Genomic DNA, 17,408 nt, shown 5'->3' on the forward strand with positions numbered 1-17,408 from the left:
GGTCGTAACCCCCTACTGAGCGGGTTGTAACCCCCTACTGAACGGGTTGTAACCCCCTACTGAGCGGGTTGTAACCCCCTACTGAACGGGTTGTAACCCCCTACTGAACGGGTTGTAACCCCTAATGAGCAGGTTGTAACCCCCTACTGAGCGGGTTGTAACCCCCTATTGAACGGGTTGCAACCCCCTAATAAGCAGATTGCAACCCCTTCAAAAGAGATAAAAACTATTCCGTAATGGGTTTATCGTCGCTTTTCTTGGTAGAACGACCCGTTGGGAATTGTGTTTTAAGGTCTGTATAAGCACTTTTTGCATTCGGAGCATTGGTCGCTGCTGCGGCTTTTAGCCCTTTATAATACGCAATAGAGTTGTTATACAAGTCCGTCCCGATTAAAAGCAATGTGTCATCAACTCGTTGAGTAATTGCCTCTAAGCGTCTAAGTATAGGCAATAACGCATGTCGAGTGTTGTAATCTTTGGCGTGTTCGGCAGTATTGATATGCTGTAACACCAACTGCGGATACTGCTCCATATACTGCTTTACACGGGTAATCCAACCTTCGGTTCGGTTGCCTACACGTGCATATTCTGCTCGCTCACTCGGAGTTAAGTTGATAAATTTGTCTTTTAATAGTTCTTCTATCTGTGAGAGAAGATGATTGAGTTTGTCCAATTCTTCTTTGGAAAGCTCTAAACTAATTAGATTATCTGTTGCCATTTTAATAAAATTTTAAAGTTAATATAATTTAATAGGTAATCTTTCAATAAAATAATAATGTATCTATACTAATTTCAACGCTTGTTTTATAATATTTTCTACGGATAAAGGCTCTGATGCCTGTGTGATGATTTTCTGTACTACTTTTTCGGTTACCTTACGAGGGTAGCCCAATACTTCCAATGCAGCAATAGCTTCTTCTTTACCAGTATTATGCAGGGTTGAAGAGGTCTCTGTAAGCCCTTCTAATTTTATCATTTTCTCACGAAGGTCAAGAATAATGCGTTGAGCGGTTTTCGCTCCGATACCTTTTACGGATTGAATCGTTCCTACATCTCCATTGATAATCGCCTGTTGTACCTGTGCTGGGCTAAGCGAAGAAAGCATAATGCGAGCCGTACTAGCGCCCACTCCCGAGACCGATAACAAAAGAGTGAAAATATCACGCTCTGCTTTGTCATAAAAGCCAAAAAGCGTGTGGGCATCTTCCTTTATTTGTAGATAAGTGTATAAGAAGATTTGCGCTGTTTCAGGTATTTTTGAAAAGGTATAAAGAGAAATATTAACAAAATACCCCACCCCGTTACAATCAATAACCACGTAAGTAGGGGTTTTCTCCGTTAAGCGACCTTGCAAATGTGTAATCATACAACCAATAATATTTCGGGCGCAATATAATAAAATATTTTATTTCTATGTGTTAAAAGTTGTATATTATGATAAATTTTACGTTCTTTGCAATCGCAATCAACGATTGATTAACAAAAATAAATACTATTAAGAAACATTGAATTCTTAAATTATTTAATCAAAAATACACTAAGATTTACAATACAATACCAGATAATGAGCCCTGTTACATTAAAAGATTTAGCAAGAAGACTGGGGGTTTCTGTAACCACCGTTTCTAAAGCCCTGAAAGACTATGCTGATATTGGCAAAGAGACCAAAGAACAAGTCAAAAAATTGGCTCAAGAACTCAATTATCAACCCAATATTCACGCTGTAAATTTACGCGTACAGAAGTCCAAAACCTTCGGGGTTATCATTCCCAAAATAGAACATTATTTTTTTGCCAATGTACTCAATGGTATCATTAGCGAAGCAGAAAAAAACGGATATATTGTCATAACCCTCTTCTCCGATGATAATGTCGAACTAGAAAAACAACAAGTCAATCTACTCATTAACAAACGGGTAGATGGAATTTTTATGGTACTCTCTCACCAATCACAATTGCACGAGCAATCACATATTATGAATATCTTAGCACATAATATCTCATTGGTGCTTTTAGATAGAACTTCAAGTGCTATACCTTGCTCTAAGGTACTTATCGATGAGCAAAAAGCAGGGTATAAGGCAACCAAACACCTACTTAGCAATGGTGCTAAACATATTATGTATCTGGGTGGGTCAAAATGGCAACTCAATTATCGCAAACGATTCAACGGATATATCCAAGCCTTGCACGAGTTTGGTATTATGGAAGATGAACGTATCGTACGTCATTGCCAAGCCAATAATATTAACGAAGCACAAGTCCAGACATTAGCCACCTTGAAAGAAAATCCACAGATAGATGCTATTTTCGCCTCAACCGATTTCTTAGCCTTTGGAGCAATAAAGGCAATCCATCAAATAGGTAAGTCTATACCCAAAGATATTTCTGTATTTGGTTTTAGTAATTGGTTTATGACCGAACACCTTGAACCAAGTATTTCGACCATACAACAACCTAGTACTATTATGGGACACAAAGCCGTTGAACTGATGATTGACGAAATAGCCAACGAAGAAAAACGACTTCCTGTAAAACAACAGACTATTTTGCTCCCCACCGAACTGATTCTTAGACAATCAACAAAGAATGATATACATATCGATGGTTAGTCTTACGTGTTTAGTTTCGTGTATCTTCGCCCCATAGTAGTTTTTTTCGGAGTGTTTTTAAGAAGTTTTGTCCTTCAAGTTCTATCATTTGCAAATTAAAGTTAGCCTTTTTTATCAAGATTTTTGTCTCACACGGAAGTGATTTTAACCGAGAATCGAATGTAGTAAAATAGAATTGTTCCCTACTTGAAACACTTAACAATATTTCAACTCCATCAGGAATTACCAAAGGTCTAGCATTCAGATTATGTGGAGCTATGGGAGTAAGTACAAGACTTTCGGCATTAGGCATCATCACTGGTCCACCACAACTAAGCGAATACCCTGTGGAGCCTGTTGGAGTCGAAACAATAAGCCCATCTGCCCAGTAAGAGGTTAAGTATTCTCCATCAAGGAAGGTTTCAATTGTAATCATTGAAGTGGTATTCTTACGTGTAACGGTTATTTCGTTTAGGGCAAAATTCAAATCGGCTATGGGCTGATAGTCTTGTGTGAGTACTTGCAATACGGTTCTTTCTTGTATTTTATAGCGTTTCTGGCGAATTTTTACAAACATTTCATCAATTTCTTCTTGTAGAACGGTTGCCAAAAAGCCCAATCTACCGGCGTTAATTCCCAATATAGGTATCGCAAGATGCTGAATATACGTGATACCTCGCAAGATGGTTCCGTCTCCGCCGATGGTCAGCATTATATCGAAACTTGTATCTAAGTCTTGTATTGACGAAAAGGTACTAATGGGGTAGGCGAATGATTTTTTGGCAGAAAAATCAGACCATAATTGTTTTTCGATGTAAATTTGGTCTTGATTTTTTATCAAATTTTCAATAATAGTACTAAGTACATTATCGTGTTCTACCTTGTGTTTCTGGCAATAAATAGCTACTTTCATAGACAAATAATAATTTGGTTGCAAAATAATTAAAATATTTTGGAAAAAGCACATTTTAGTTCGTATTTTTGTACTTTAATTTTTAATTGAAACAAAATGACAAAGTTAAGTGTTAATATTAACAAGATAGCAACGCTTCGGAATTCGCGAGGAGGCAATGTTCCCAATCTTTTGAAGGTTGCCGAAGATGTACAGCGATTTGGAGCGGAAGGTATTACGATTCATCCGCGTCCTGATCAGCGACATATACGCTACCAAGATGCCTTGGATTTGTTGCAGGTAGTAACTACAGAGTACAATATTGAAGGTAATCCTGTGGGAAAATTTGTAGAGTTGGTGCTGAAAATCAAGCCAACACAGGTTACACTTGTACCAGATGCCGAAGATGCTATTACCTCCAATGCAGGCTGGGATACGATAAAGCATAAGCATTTTTTGACAGAAATAGTTAGCGAGTTCAAACGTAATGGGATACGTACTTCACTGTTTGTGGATCCCATAGAAGCAATGGTAGAAGGAGCTGCTCAAACAGGGACAGACCGCATAGAACTCTATACGGAGAGCTATGCCACACAATACGAAAAGGGCAATCTCAAAGGAATTGAGTCCTATGTAAAAGCTGCTTTGGAAGCAGAGAAAGTAGGATTAGGTCTAAATGCAGGACACGATTTAAGCCTTGATAATCTGCAATACTTCAAGCAAAATATACCTAATTTGTTAGAAGTATCTATCGGACATGCGCTTATTTCGGAAGCATTGTATTTGGGTTTGCAGAATGTAATTAGTATGTATCTTTTCAGACTGAAATAATTATGCAAATACTTCATTCACAAGTAGTAGGAGCGGGGAAGCCACTCTTTATCTTACACGGATTTTTGGGAATGGCAGATAACTGGCGTACGCTTGGGCTACGCTTTGCAGAGCAAGGTTTTGAAACGCATTTGATTGATGCTCGCAATCACGGGCATAGTTTTCATGATGATGCCTTTTCGTACCAAGTGATGGTTGCCGATATTTTGCAATATGCAACAGCAAAAGGTATTTCTCGATTTAGTATAATAGGGCATTCAATGGGTGGAAAAACAGCTATGTTGCTCGCAGTGCTTCACCCAGAACGAATTGACAAACTGATTGTTGCCGATATTTCTCCAAAAAACTATGCGGTACATCATCAGTTGATAATAGATGGCTTGGCTTCGATTGATTTTCAGCAAGTTTCTTCGCGCACCGAAGTAGATAAACAATTAGCTAAGTATATTTTGGATATGGGTACGCGTCAGTTTCTACTCAAAAGCCTTTATTGGAAAACAAAAGAGCAATTGGCTTTTCGTTTCAATCTTTCGGCATTGAAAAACAACTTACCCGAAATAGGAAAGGGACTGCCTGATGCGGCTATTTTCGAAGGGGAGACGCTTTTCTTGAAAGGTTCAAAATCTAATTATATAACCCAAGAGGATAGTGCGCTTATTTACAAGCATTTCCCGAAGGCAATAATTGAAGAGGTTTCAAATTCGGGACATTGGATTCACGCTGAAAATCCTACGGAGTTTATGGATAAGGTACTTCAATTTTTAAATAAAAATTAACTTTAATACTATATATATTGTATGAAATATATTTTGAATTTACTGATTATTGGCTTGGTTGTGTTTGGGCTGAGCTTTGTTTTGAAGGGGGTGTATGTCGATGATTACTTATCGGCGGTGGTATTTGCATTTGTATTAAGTATCCTTAATGTTTTTTTGCGTCCTATCTTGGTGTTTTTATCTTTCCCGATAACAATTATCACACTGGGACTTTTTTTGTTAGTAATCAATACAATCTTAATTTTATTGGCAGATAAATTACTTGATGGTTTTGCTGTTTCGGGTTTTTGGTATGCCTTGTTGCTTAGCTTGTGTATTTCGGCGGTGCAATCGCTTATTGATGGGCGTGAAGAGGCTCGGTAAGTTTTTTAGCGATGCAAATCCTTTTGAGTGAAAGCTCCAATGCGTAAAAAAATAGAGGTAATTTTTATTTAAAAAGAATCATATCCGAAATTATTTATCAGTAAAATTGTAGCGGATTACTTGATAAAAATCTTTGAAAACAAAAAATCAGAATAATGAAAATACAGACTCATATTTCGCTAAAACCCTATAATACATTTGGTGTCAATACAATGGCATCAAAGTTTATAGAGGTTTTTTCTATTGAGGAGCTGAGCGAAATTTTACAAAAATATGATAAAATATTCGTACTTGGTGGCGGTAGTAATTTACTACTTACCCAAGATATTACGATACCGGTAGTAAAAATAAATCTACGGGGAATTACTATTGACAAGCAAGATGATGATTTTGTTTGGATTACAGCACAAGCAGGTGAAAATTGGCATCAGTTTGTAATGTATTGCATATCACAAGGCTATGGTGGGGTTGAAAATCTTTCGCTTATACCGGGCAATGTAGGGACAACTCCTGTGCAAAACATCGGGGCATATGGAGTAGAGATAAAAGATGTGCTATATTCGTGTCGGGCAATGTCAGTAACAGACCAACATCTTCGTGATTTTACAGCAGAAGAATGTCAATTTGGTTACAGGGAGTCTGTGTTCAAAAAAGCGCTCAAAGGGCAATATGTAATTGTCTCGGTAACGTTCAAGCTGACAAAACGTAATCACGTATTACGTACCTCGTACGGAGCAATTGGGCAATATTTAGCAAATAAAGGTATTGAGCAACCGACCATTCAATCGATTTCAGAAGCAGTGATAGCTATTCGTCAGAGCAAATTGCCCGACCCGAAAGAGCTTGGTAATAGTGGAAGTTTTTTTAAAAATCCGATAATTGATATAGCTACTTTCAATCGTTTGAAAGAAAAATATACCACAATGCCACAATATTCTGTTTCGGATAGCGAAGTGAAAGTACCTGCGGGGTGGCTTATTGAGGCTTGTGGATTGAAAGGTTATCGGCAAGGTGATGCAGGTGTGCATAAAGAGCAAGCGCTGGTACTTGTTAATTACGGAAAAGCCACTGGGAAAGAAATCTTTGACCTTGCTAAGTATGTACAGCAACAGGTTTTGGATACCTTCGGAATACGTTTGGAAATGGAAGTTAATGTAGTATGAAAAAAAGAACAATACACCATATCTTAGTTATCCGTTTGTCGGCAATGGGCGATGTAGCTATTAGTGTACCGGTACTTACAGCGTTTTGTACGCAGTATCCATCTGTAAAGCTAACACTACTTACAAAAAAAATCTATGCTGATATGTTTGCCCACTTGCCTAATTGTGAACTAATTTTTGCCGATTTGAAAGGCGAACATAAAGGGTTTTTAGGTCTTTGGAAACTATTTAAAAGATTACAAAGCTTATCTATTGATGCAGTTGCTGATATTCATAATGTATTACGCACACAGGTTTTGAAGTTGTTTTTCAAAGCAATAGGAATTCCGTTTTATCAAATTGATAAAGGGAGAGCAGAGAAAAAAGCTTTGACACGGGCAAAAAATAAAATTTTCAAACAATTACGTCCTACCTACCTACGTTATGCTGATGTTTTTGCTCGAATGGGATTTCCAATTGCTATGCAAAAAGTATATTTTGCTGCCAAACCAACACTTTCAGTTTCGGTTGAAAAACAAATCGATTTAAGTAAAAAACGAATTGGCTTCGCTCCCTTTGCAGCACACGTAGGCAAACAATATCCGTTTATTAGTATGAAGCAAGTAATTGAACTCATAGCTAAGAACCCAAAGTATGATGTGTTTATTTTTGGTGGAGGAGAAAAAGAAAAGAAGCAAGCGCAAGAACTTTCACATTTGCCCAATGTGCATAATACAATTGGTAAACTTTCGTTTTCGGAAGAATTGCAATTGATAGCAAGGTTAGAAGTGATGGTAGCAATGGATAGTGGCAATGCACATCTGTCTGCTATGTATGGCATACCAACTATAACGCTATGGGGAGTTACTCATATTTTTGCAGGATTTTATCCGTACAATCAGCCATTGGAATATGCTTTGTTGTCCGACAGAGATAAGTATCCTTTACTTCCTACCTCTGTTTATGGTAATAAATATCCAGAAGGATATGATAAAGCTATGGAAACAATCGCTGTAGAATCTGTTGTTAATCTGATAAATAAAGTGATTGAAAAAGGTGGTAACTAATAATTGTATAATAAATATTTGTTTTGTTGTATAGCGAAATGGTTTTTCGTTGTGTTGGTTTTGTATTTGTTGTGTAGCGAAATGTATTTTTGTGTTAGTTATTTTTGTTTCGATGTTTTTATAAATATATATTTTTGTTGTTGATTTTGTGATTGATGTATAACGAATTGTGTTTTTAGTTGGTATATATGTGTTTCGCTGTTGTGCAGAAGTGATTTGTTATTTATTGTTTTGTGTATTGATATCTTTTTATATGAGTTTTTGAGTTAATTTTATTTATATTGATGTTTTTTTGTGTGAATTGTATGTTTTTGAAAATTATTTTTGGTTATGTTATATAGGGAGCTAAGTAAGGTATGAAAATATTTTTTGAAAAAAAATGAAATAAAATTTGTATATTAAAAATAGTTTCGTATCTTTGCGCCGTATAACCTATTTTATAGATAGTATCGTATGAGCGTAGAAGTTATAAAAATTAAATCGGTATATTTGTCTCGGTTTAACAATGAGGAATATACAAAATTTCTTTCGGGAGTAATTGGTTTGCTTGAAAAAGCAACCTTAGAGAAATTGCATATTGAACAAGAATTATTTGATTCGTTTAAAGAACATGTTTCGCTACTGACCGATGTGTCTCGTAGAAGTACAACAAGTCACGAAACTAAAGAGCTTAATGAATTGGATAAGAAACGTAACGAACTGATTGTGTATCTGATGTCGTTCTTTCGTATGGAGCGTAAAGTTCCTATCGAAGCACGTAAGAAGGCAGCAGGAGATTTGTATGAGGTAGCTAAGCCTTATCAGAAAATGCAACAGCTTCCCAATCGGCAAAAGACCCAAGCTATTGAAGGTTTTTTATTAGATATGGGGAAAGAAGCTAATGTTTCGTACTTGAAAACCTTGGGCTTAAGCTCAGTAGTATCGCAGTTAGAATCTGTTAATCGTAAGTATAGTGAGCTTACCGAAGGACGTGCCGAAAGCCAGATGGCAAACAAGGTAGTCGGAGCTAATTCCGTTCGTAAAAAAACTGATAAGCAGTATGCTGATATTGTGATGTGGGCGTTTTCAATGAGTATTATTATGCCTTCTGAAGAAAGTAAAAAGTTTGTTATTATGCTAAATAAACTTATTGACGATACCTCTCATATTTACAAACAACGTATCGGTCTGCGCAACGCTTCGTCTTCACAATCGGCAGAAATGAAGGAAATACTCTCATAAATTGTAATACAATAGAGTAGGGTATAAGTGCTATACCAAATAACTTTGTAGAAAAAAATATTTATATAGTGCGGTTTTTCGGTTAAATTAGTATTGGAGATTATCATAGTTTTTATAATTATTTAAAATACCAATATGTATGGCAGTTACTAAGGTTACTACTATACTATTGGTATTTGATGGTTTTTATACAGAGCAATAAGCAGTAGAGTAAGTTGTATGTTGTTATTACCTTTAGGATAGCTAATAGCATACGAAGTTTAATAAAAAAAAGAAAATGGCTAAAAATACGATAGCAGTACGTGTGGCTGATTTTTTGAAAAAATATCCTCCTTTTGATATTATTTCGCCCGATGATTTACTTCATTTAAGTAAAGAGGTAACAATTATTTATTTAGAAAAAGGAAAAGTATTATTCAATGCAGGCGATGCTACACACGATTATTTTTATATAGTAAAAGAAGGCGCCATAGAGCTTAAACAGCTCAAAGACGATGTCTTTAAGATGGTTGATGTATGTGATGAAGGCGATGTTTTTGGCATACGTCCGCTACTGAATAGTCATACGTATGAGATGGCAGCCATAGCCGAAGAAGAAACCATACTATATGGCGTGCCACTATCGGACTTTACTCCGATACTCAATGCCAATGCCAATGTTGGTTTGTTCCTAATTGATAGCTTTGCAAGTAAGCATCGTAATCCGTTTGAGATGGACTATTCTAAGTTTTTGTACCAGAATACAAATCAGACAAACTACCAAAACTTCTTTGAGTTGCAACCCGTTCCCTTTAAGCGTAAGGTAGTTAAAGCACAAGCTGATACTCCTATTCAAGAAGTAGCAAGGCTCATGACCCAAAAGCAGGTTAGTTCGATGGTTATTGTCAATGAAGCTAAGTTTCCTATTGGTATTATTACCGACAAAGACCTACGTAAGCAAATAGCAACTGGGTATTTTTCTCTTGATATGAAAGCCTCGCAATGTATGAGTAGCCCTGTGAAAACCTATACAAGGAAGATGACTGTGTCAGAAGCACAATTTCAGATGATAAAACACAATATTGGGCGACTTATTATTACCGAAGATGGTACCGACCAAAGCCCTGTGCGTGGAATACTCACTCCGCACGATATCGAAGTAACTCGCGGACACGATGTGCCTGGACTAATGAAAGCCATAAAGCGAGCGCAGAAATCTAAGCACCTCAAACGCATCAGACAACAATCGCTCAAACTACTCAAAGGTTATGTCTTGCAAAACATTCCTCTGAGTTTGATTACCGATTTGTTCCATCAGCTCTTTGAAGCTATCAATGTAAAAGCCATTGAGCTATGTATCAAGCGAATGGAAACCCCACCTCCGGTACGTTTCGCTTGGATGAGTTTGGGAAGCCATGGAAGAAAAGAGCAGTTCTTAATTACTGACCAAGACAACGCACTGGTTTTTGAGAATGTAGCACCCGACAAATACGAAGAAGTACAACAATATTTCCTTACATTAGCTGATAAGATAAATACAATGCTCTATAAAATAGGATATGAGTACTGCCCAGCCGATATGATGGCAAAGAACCCAAAATGGTGTATGAGCCTTTCCCATTGGAAAGAACAATTTGCCAAGTGGATAAATACAGCCAATAACGAAGACCTACTTATGTTTTCGATATTTTATGATATATGCTTTACTTTTGGCGAACAGACCTTGGTTGATAAACTAATGGATAGTGTGTTCGACAAGACTAAATACAATGAGCGTTTCTTTGCTCTAATGACACGTTCTACCTTAGAAAACCCATCGCCACTTGGTATTTTTAGGAACTTTATTGTAGAGCAAGATGGCGAACACAAAGACCAATTTGATATTAAATCACGAGCTATAACTACTCTTACTGATATTGGTCGGTTGCTTATCCTATCGCACAAGGTCAAAGGAATTACCAATACGGCCGAACGCTTTGAAAAACTGGCAGAGATAGAGCCTCAAAACAAAAATCTGTATCTATCTTGTGCATCGGCAGCTAAGACACTTTTGAAGTTTCGTATAAAAAATGGACTGGCAAATGATAATAACGGGCGTTACATAGATATTAAACAACTCAAAAAGGAAGATAAAATCAAATCGAAACAATGTTTCAAAGCTATTAGTAATGCACAAGAACTTATCAAAATGAGGTTCAAAGCGTATTATGTATAGAGTTTAGTTTGAATTTTTTATAATAAAATGTTTCATCACCAAGGTAAAAATAGAACACCCAAAGAGAATTTACAAATAGCTGTAGTCCTTTCGTTTGTAGCAGGTATGGTCAATGTGGCAGGTTTTTTGTCTTTTGGCGAACTAACGACCAATGTTACGGGGCATTTTGCACATTTTATTCGTGATTTTTCCGAATATCAATTCTGGAAAGGTGTGGTGTATTTTGTTTATATCGTTAGCTTTCTGATAGGTTCGTTTGTTTCGGGTTGGCTGATAGAGTCTGCTTATCATCACCGGCGTTACTCGATTTATTTGCGTCCGACCTTGTTGGAGTGTTCACTCTTGGTCTTGGTGGTACTTCTTTCGTATAGTAATTGGTTCATTTCTAAGGATATAATGGCGTGTATATTACTTTTTGCAATGGGAGTTCAGAACTCATTCGTAACACGTATATCTCATTCGGTAGTGCGTACTACACACTTAACTGGCTTGATAACCGATTTGGGTATTGAGGTCTCTCAAATGTTATATCTGCGTAGAAATAATTATGCAGCGAATGAGAAAAAAATAAAATCGAACATACGCTTACGATTATTCATTATCCTATTTTTCTTTTTCGGAGGGATTACCAGCGGATATTTATATTTTATTAAAAATTTAAAAATCAATGTCTTACTCATAGCTGTTGCTATCTTATTAGTAGGACTCTTTTATGATAACTTTCGCCTTACATATCTTAAAAGTAAAAGACGATACAAACACAAATGGAAACATACCATACAAAAACAAAGACGTAAAGCTAAAACTCGCATCTATCGTACATTCTCGCACAAAGGGAAGCGTACCTATATCAATATGGAATAATAAAATGTTAAATATAAAGGTTTATTTAGGATAATTCAACCTGATTTTTTATCTTTGCCGAAATTTGATAGATAAATATCTCTTTTTAAAAAATACAAGCAGAAAAACTAACAGATAAACAATAGTACAAAATGGAACATCACGCAAACAAAAACTTCTTCAAGCATAAGGTGTTAGGACACCCATCGGGGCTATTTGTCATGTTCTTTACCGAAATGTGGGAGCGATTCTCATTCTACGGAATGCGAGTGTTACTAATTCAATTTCTAACAGCAAAAGTAATATTCGGTAGTCCGTATTCAGGTTGGGAATGGACAGCCGAACAAGCCGGAGCTCTCTATGGTACATACGTGATGATGTTGTACTTAACCCCTATATTAGGAGGGATTATCGCCGATAAATATATCGGTTCGCGTGCTGCCGTGATTGTCGGAGCTATAATTATGACACTCGGGCATGCTTCTATGGCTTTTGATACACCAACTATGTTCTTTATCGGACTTACTTGTCTTGTGATTGGTACCGGATTCTTTAAACCCAACATGCCTTCTATCTTAGGTGAAATGTATAAGAATTTGCCTGATAAGAAAGATGGGGCTTATACTATATTTTATATGGGCGTCAATTCGGGTGCGTTCTTCGGAATGATGCTCTGCGGATATGTAGCCGAAACACAAGGTTGGCACTGGGGTTTTGGGCTGGCAGGTATCTTTATGTTCTTAGGCACGCTGATGTTTTGGCTTGCCAAACCCCTGATGGGTAACTTAGGTGTTTTAGATAAAACAAAACAACATCATACACATATACCTCAGGAAGAATTGCCACAAGAGCGTAGCCGTAATCCATTTACTATGGTCGATATAGCGCTAATTGTGGTAGTTGCTGTGATAGGTTTCTTGTATGCTTTTAACGACCCACTATCTAAGAATGGTATTATTGACATCTTTCAGTTTTTAGACATGAGCTTTTTGCGAGGTCAATACCTGATGATACTACTGGCACTGCTTCTTTTTATATTCTTGATTGTTAGCCGTATTATGCGATATGGGAAAATAGTTCGTGATAGAATGTTTGGTGTAATTCTTCTGGCATTTTTCCTTATATTCTTTTTTATGAGTTTTGAACAAGGAGCAACCTCATTGGTATTGATAGCTCGTGATAATGTTGACAGAACCTTAGAAGGGAACTCGTTGCTCATTTTCAATATAGTTAATGGACTACTGGTAACAATTCCCCTTCTGATTATTTCATGGGTTTTGATATTGTTAGTCAAATCAACTTGGAAAATGATTTCACTCTCCAATAGTATTCTGTTGCTTTGTTTTGTGTTAATATGGGGTGCCGCCCTATGGATGCTCTATAATGAATTCACCAAAGAAACATCAGAGATAACCGTATCTTGGTTCTCTACACTCAATTCTTTTTTCATTATAGCCTTAGCCTCTACCGTATCCAAATTGTGGGACTCTAAATACAATCCGCCAGCAGCCTTCAAGTATGGTTTTGGTCTTATATTAGTAGCTATTGGTTTTTTAATCTTAGGTATAGGAGCATTGAACGTATCCGAAGGAGTGAAAATATCAATGGTGTTTTTGATTCTTACTTATCTTTTCCATACATTGGGTGAGTTGTTTATTTCGCCAGTGGGGCTGTCGTATGTATCGAAATTAGTTCCTCGCCGTATGCTTGCTTTTATGTTCGGAATGTGGTACTTAGCCATTGCTATCGCACAGAAATTAGCTGCTATTTTGGGTGGTCAAGTACAGAATATAACAGAAAATTACTCACTGAGTCATTTCTTTTTCTTATTTACAGTTATACCGGCATTAGCAGGAATATTGGTAATTTGCCTCAACCCACTGATTAAAAAACTAATGCATGGTGTTAAGTAATATTTATAAAGAAATATTTTTCAATAAAATGTATATATAATTTTAATTTTCTGATAAATATCATTTTTTTATTTTCAAAAAAATGACTATATTTGCCCAATATTTTATTAAAGTATGGAAGTAATCTATATGTTGATTTCAATAAGTAGCTTAGTGGCAGGTGTGTTTTTCTTTTTGTTTATCAAGGCTGTTAAAGGTGGACAATATGAGGATACACATACACCATCTATTAGAATGCTTTTTGAAGACGAACTTGTAGATACTTCTACCGAAGAAAAACAATGTACAGATACTTAAAACTTACTAAATAATCATTTATTGACTTATGGAAATTCAACAATTTTATTACGACAACAAAATTGTAAAAAAATTCCTTTATGCGACGCTCTTTTGGGGAGTGATAGGAATGACAGCAGGGCTGTATTTAGCTTATTTGTTTTTATTTCCAACAATGACAGATGGCATTTCTTGGCTTAGTTTTGGGCGCATACGTCCTTTGCATACCAATGCTGTTATCTTTGCTTTTGTTGGGAATGCGATTTTTGCAGGAAGTTATTACTCCATACAGCGTTTGCTTAAAGCACGTATGTATAGTAATTTCCTGAGCAATTTTAATTTCTGGGGGTGGCAACTTATTATTGTAGCAGCGGCAATAACCCTTCCGTTGGGTATTACAACTTCCAAAGAATATGCCGAATTGGAATGGCCTATTGATATAGCTATTGCTTTGGTTTGGGTTGCTTGGGGAGCTAATATGATAGGGACGCTTGTCAGAAGGAGACAACGGCATATTTATGTGGCAATTTGGTTCTATTTGGCTACGTTTGTAGCGGTTGCATTACTTCATATATTCAATAGTTTTGAGCTTCCTATTAGTCTTACTTCTATGAAGAGTTATTCTGTATATGCGGGAGTTCAAGATGCTTTGGTTCAATGGTGGTATGGGCATAATGCTGTAGCTTTTTTTCTTACTACACCTTTTTTAGGTTTGATGTATTATTTTATACCAAAGGCTGCTAATCGTCCTGTGTACTCATATCGATTGTCAATTATTCACTTTTGGAGTTTGATATTCATTTATATGTGGGCAGGACCACATCACTTATTATATACATCACTTCCTGATTGGGCACAAAACCTTGGGGTAGTATTTTCCGTAATGTTAATTGCACCTTCTTGGGGAGGTATGATTAACGGACTTTTAACACTTCGAGGTGCTTGGGACAAAGTACGTATAGACCCCGTTTTAAAGTTTTTAGTAGTAGCTATAACGGGTTATGGTATGGCTACATTCGAAGGACCAACATTAGCTCTTAAAAATGTAAATGCAATTGCTCACTTCACTGACTGGATTATTGCACACGTACACGTAGGAGCTTTGGCTTGGAACGGATTTCTTACCTTTGGTATGATTTATTATTTAGTTCCTAAGATGTGGAAAACGCAACTTTATTCGGTTAAGTTGGCTAATTTTCATTTTTGGATAGGAACTTTGGGAATCATTCTGTATGCTATACCATTATATATAGCAGGATTTACACAAGCTTCAATGTGGAAACAGTTTGCTCCTGATGGAAGTTTATTGTACGGAAATTTTCTTGAAACAGTCAATGCTATTATTCCTATGTATGTAATGCGTGCAATAGGAGGGACATTATATTTGACAGGAGCTGTCTTTGCTGTATATAATGTAATTCAGACAATTCGTCAAGGACAAAAAGTAGAAGATGAGTTAGCACAAGCACCAGCCTTAGCTCCTATTAGCAAAGGACGATTGGCAGGTGAAACTTGGCATCATTGGTTAGAAAGAAAACCGATTCAAATGACTATTTGGGCGACTATTGCAGTGGCTATTGGAGGAGCAGTTCAGATTATTCCAACTATTTTGGTGAAATCAAATGTTCCAACTATTACAAGTGTGAAACCATATACACCACTTGAATTAGAAGGTAGAGATTTGTACATTCGCGAAGGTTGTGTGGGATGTCATTCACAAATGATTCGTCCTTTCCGTAGTGAAGTAGAACGTTATGGAGAAAATTCAAAAGCTGGGGAATTTGTATATGACCATCCATTTTTATGGGGAAGTAAGCGTACAGGTCCCGATTTACATCGCGAAGGAGGAAAATTTAATGATAATTGGCATTTTAACCATATGGAAGACCCTCGTTCTACCTCACCAGGAAGTATAATGCCAGCTTATCCATGGTTGATTACCAATGAATTAGATGCCAGTGATATTCAAGCTAAAATGGAAACAATGGTTACCTTGGGAGTTCCTTATACAGAAAAAGATATTAAAAATGCACACACATCAATGGAAGTCCAAGCTAAACAAATAGTTGAAAATTTACGTAATGATCCCAAATTTGTTGAGGAATATGAAAATTCTCGTAAAAAAGCAGAAAAGCGAAAAGAAGATTTTATTCCAATGGAAAAACGAGAAATCATAGCTCTTATTGCTTATTTACAACGTTTGGGTACAGATATTAAAACAGATAACTCATCTAAATAATATTTGTTATGATGAAGTTCATTAAAGATCATATGACGACTATTGATGGAGTATCCATATTTCCAATTATTTCGCTTATTATATGTTTTACTTTTTTCGCCTTACTTTTTTGGTGGGTTTTAACTTATAAGAAAAAAGATTTGAACGAAATCAGCAATATACCACTTAACGAAGACGACGATAACAACAACATTTTACAATGAAAAATTTATTAGCTTTAATACGAATCCTTATTATTGTAGGGTTTGCTGCTTTGGCAGCCGAATATTTCTTTTCTACTGAAGAGAATTCTGCTATTGCTACTTATCCAGAGATATCTATATTTTTGGTGTTTTTAACGATTGTTTTAATTGTCATCGAAATGATTTCTTACCGGGTAGAAGAAATCGCTGAAAGTCTTTTGACTGATGAACAAAAAGCACAAATTGCTCAGCAAGAAGAACAAAGTTGGTTTGGCAGACTTTACAAAAAATTACTTGACCAGAAATCTCTTGATAAAGAATCTGAAATAATCCTTGACCATAATTATGACGGAATACAAGAATTAGATAATAATTTACCTCCATGGTGGGTATATTTGTTTTATGCTTGTGTTATTTTTGCTGGAATTTATTTAGTACGTTTCCATTTTTTAGGAGGAGCTAATCAAGAAGAAGAATATCGATTAGAAGTTGTAGCGGCTCAACAAGCAATGGAAGCTTACAAAAAAGCAAATCCGAATATGATTGATATAGAAAATGTTACATTACTTACTGACGCTACTGATTTACAAGCAGGAAAAGATATATATCAAACTAATTGTTTTCTTTGCCATGCTCCTGATGGAGGAGGAGGAATAGGTCCTAATTTGGTAGATGAATATTGGATATTGGGAGGAGGAATTAAAAATGTATTTAAAACCATTACTGAAGGGGGACGTAGTGGAAAAGGTATGGAGGCTTGGAAATCGAAATTAAATGCAAAACAACGCCAACAGGTAGCTAGTTATGTATTATCTTTACAAGGAACTACACCTGTAAGTCCTAAACCAGCACAAGGAGATTTGTGGAGTGAATAGGTAA

At 36.3% G+C, this 17,408-nt stretch carries 17 protein-coding genes; 14 read left to right on the forward strand and 3 right to left on the reverse strand.

Going from position 1 to position 17,408, the window contains the following annotated elements:
* Window positions 1-226 precede the first annotated feature (226 nt).
* Complete coding sequence (locus tag OO775_RS11105; protein ID WP_264847215.1) at window positions 227-718, reverse strand: hypothetical protein; 492 nt, start codon at window positions 716-718, stop codon at window positions 227-229.
* Window positions 719-781: 63 nt separating this feature from the next.
* A complete protein-coding gene (gene ruvA, locus OO775_RS11110; protein WP_264847216.1) occupies window positions 782-1,366 on the reverse strand; it encodes a Holliday junction branch migration protein RuvA in 585 nt (194 codons plus the stop codon).
* A 198-nt stretch (window positions 1,367-1,564) separates the two neighbouring features.
* Between ruvA and OO775_RS11115 the strand changes: the two genes are divergently transcribed.
* A complete protein-coding gene (locus OO775_RS11115; RefSeq protein WP_264847217.1) occupies window positions 1,565-2,611 on the forward strand; it encodes a LacI family DNA-binding transcriptional regulator in 1,047 nt (348 codons plus the stop codon).
* 10 nt (window positions 2,612-2,621) lie between these two features.
* Here the strand turns inward: OO775_RS11115 and OO775_RS11120 are convergent, their stop codons facing one another.
* Window positions 2,622-3,503: an NAD kinase gene (locus tag OO775_RS11120; protein WP_264847218.1), complete on the reverse strand. Its 882-nt coding sequence runs from the start codon at window positions 3,501-3,503 to the stop codon at window positions 2,622-2,624.
* 96 nt (window positions 3,504-3,599) lie between these two features.
* On the opposite strand from OO775_RS11120, the gene OO775_RS11125 reads away from it, so the two are divergent.
* The 13 genes from OO775_RS11125 to OO775_RS11185 all read left to right on the forward strand — a co-directional run bounded on the left by OO775_RS11125 (window position 3,600) and on the right by OO775_RS11185 (window position 17,404).
* Window positions 3,600-4,313: a pyridoxine 5'-phosphate synthase gene (locus OO775_RS11125; protein WP_264847219.1), complete on the forward strand. Its 714-nt coding sequence runs from the start codon at window positions 3,600-3,602 to the stop codon at window positions 4,311-4,313.
* 8 nt (window positions 4,314-4,321) lie between these two features.
* On the forward strand, window positions 4,322-5,089 hold the full coding sequence (locus OO775_RS11130) for an alpha/beta fold hydrolase (protein ID WP_264847263.1): 768 nt from the start codon (window positions 4,322-4,324) through the stop codon (window positions 5,087-5,089).
* 21 nt (window positions 5,090-5,110) lie between these two features.
* A complete protein-coding gene (locus tag OO775_RS11135) occupies window positions 5,111-5,452 on the forward strand; it encodes a phage holin family protein (protein ID WP_264847220.1) in 342 nt (113 codons plus the stop codon).
* Window positions 5,453-5,607: 155 nt separating this feature from the next.
* Window positions 5,608-6,615: a UDP-N-acetylmuramate dehydrogenase gene (gene murB, locus OO775_RS11140; RefSeq protein ID WP_264847221.1), complete on the forward strand. Its 1,008-nt coding sequence runs from the start codon at window positions 5,608-5,610 to the stop codon at window positions 6,613-6,615.
* Entirely contained in the window at window positions 6,612-7,661 is a 1,050-nt protein-coding gene (locus tag OO775_RS11145) for a glycosyltransferase family 9 protein (RefSeq protein ID WP_373874571.1), read from the forward strand. The genes murB and OO775_RS11145 overlap by 4 nt, the downstream gene beginning before the upstream one ends.
* 453 nt (window positions 7,662-8,114) lie before the next feature.
* A complete protein-coding gene (locus tag OO775_RS11150; RefSeq protein ID WP_264847222.1) occupies window positions 8,115-8,882 on the forward strand; it encodes a DUF6261 family protein in 768 nt (255 codons plus the stop codon).
* 277 nt (window positions 8,883-9,159) lie between these two features.
* Entirely contained in the window at window positions 9,160-11,076 is a 1,917-nt protein-coding gene (locus tag OO775_RS11155) for a DUF294 nucleotidyltransferase-like domain-containing protein (RefSeq protein WP_264847223.1), read from the forward strand.
* Between the two features lie 27 nt (window positions 11,077-11,103).
* Window positions 11,104-11,940, forward strand: a complete 837-nt coding sequence (locus OO775_RS11160) for a YoaK family protein (RefSeq protein WP_264847224.1) — start codon at window positions 11,104-11,106, stop codon at window positions 11,938-11,940.
* A 131-nt stretch (window positions 11,941-12,071) separates the two neighbouring features.
* On the forward strand, window positions 12,072-13,832 hold the full coding sequence (locus OO775_RS11165; RefSeq protein ID WP_264847226.1) for a peptide MFS transporter: 1,761 nt from the start codon (window positions 12,072-12,074) through the stop codon (window positions 13,830-13,832).
* Between the two features lie 114 nt (window positions 13,833-13,946).
* Window positions 13,947-14,129, forward strand: a complete 183-nt coding sequence (ccoS, locus tag OO775_RS11170; protein WP_264847227.1) for a cbb3-type cytochrome oxidase assembly protein CcoS — start codon at window positions 13,947-13,949, stop codon at window positions 14,127-14,129.
* 28 nt (window positions 14,130-14,157) lie between these two features.
* Entirely contained in the window at window positions 14,158-16,347 is a 2,190-nt protein-coding gene (gene ccoN, locus OO775_RS11175; RefSeq protein ID WP_264847229.1) for a cytochrome-c oxidase, cbb3-type subunit I, read from the forward strand.
* A gap of 8 nt (window positions 16,348-16,355) precedes the next feature.
* Window positions 16,356-16,550 (forward strand): CcoQ/FixQ family Cbb3-type cytochrome c oxidase assembly chaperone, encoded by a 195-nt coding sequence (locus tag OO775_RS11180; protein WP_264847231.1) that lies wholly within the window; start codon window positions 16,356-16,358, stop codon window positions 16,548-16,550.
* On the forward strand, window positions 16,547-17,404 hold the full coding sequence (locus OO775_RS11185; RefSeq protein WP_264847234.1) for a cbb3-type cytochrome c oxidase N-terminal domain-containing protein: 858 nt from the start codon (window positions 16,547-16,549) through the stop codon (window positions 17,402-17,404). The genes OO775_RS11180 and OO775_RS11185 overlap by 4 nt, the downstream gene beginning before the upstream one ends.
* Window positions 17,405-17,408: the final 4 nt, after the last annotated feature.

Origin of the sequence: Capnocytophaga catalasegens (assembly GCF_026005215.1) — a bacterium.
Classification (GTDB): Bacteria; Bacteroidota; Bacteroidia; order Flavobacteriales; family Flavobacteriaceae; genus Capnocytophaga; species Capnocytophaga catalasegens.

Bases quoted from the DNA above. Each gene is read 5' to 3' on its own strand.
- ccoN (WP_264847229.1), top strand. From the start codon at position 14,158: ATGGAAATTCAACAATTTTATTACGACAACAAAATTGTAAAAAAATTC.
- OO775_RS11160 (WP_264847224.1), top strand. From the start codon at position 11,104: ATGTTTCATCACCAAGGTAAAAATAGAACACCCAAAGAGAATTTACAA.
- OO775_RS11165 (WP_264847226.1), top strand. From the start codon at position 12,072: ATGGAACATCACGCAAACAAAAACTTCTTCAAGCATAAGGTGTTAGGA.
- ccoS (WP_264847227.1), top strand. From the start codon at position 13,947: ATGGAAGTAATCTATATGTTGATTTCAATAAGTAGCTTAGTGGCAGGT.
- OO775_RS11155 (WP_264847223.1), top strand. From the start codon at position 9,160: ATGGCTAAAAATACGATAGCAGTACGTGTGGCTGATTTTTTGAAAAAA.
- OO775_RS11105 (WP_264847215.1), bottom strand. From the start codon at position 718: ATGGCAACAGATAATCTAATTAGTTTAGAGCTTTCCAAAGAAGAATTG.
- OO775_RS11115 (WP_264847217.1), top strand. From the start codon at position 1,565: ATGAGCCCTGTTACATTAAAAGATTTAGCAAGAAGACTGGGGGTTTCT.
- OO775_RS11120 (WP_264847218.1), bottom strand. From the start codon at position 3,503: ATGAAAGTAGCTATTTATTGCCAGAAACACAAGGTAGAACACGATAAT.
- ruvA (WP_264847216.1), bottom strand. From the start codon at position 1,366: ATGATTACACATTTGCAAGGTCGCTTAACGGAGAAAACCCCTACTTAC.
- OO775_RS11125 (WP_264847219.1), top strand. From the start codon at position 3,600: ATGACAAAGTTAAGTGTTAATATTAACAAGATAGCAACGCTTCGGAAT.
- OO775_RS11185 (WP_264847234.1), top strand. From the start codon at position 16,547: ATGAAAAATTTATTAGCTTTAATACGAATCCTTATTATTGTAGGGTTT.
- OO775_RS11135 (WP_264847220.1), top strand. From the start codon at position 5,111: ATGAAATATATTTTGAATTTACTGATTATTGGCTTGGTTGTGTTTGGG.
- OO775_RS11145 (WP_373874571.1), top strand. From the start codon at position 6,612: ATGAAAAAAAGAACAATACACCATATCTTAGTTATCCGTTTGTCGGCA.
- OO775_RS11150 (WP_264847222.1), top strand. From the start codon at position 8,115: ATGAGCGTAGAAGTTATAAAAATTAAATCGGTATATTTGTCTCGGTTT.
- murB (WP_264847221.1), top strand. From the start codon at position 5,608: ATGAAAATACAGACTCATATTTCGCTAAAACCCTATAATACATTTGGT.
- OO775_RS11180 (WP_264847231.1), top strand. From the start codon at position 16,356: ATGATGAAGTTCATTAAAGATCATATGACGACTATTGATGGAGTATCC.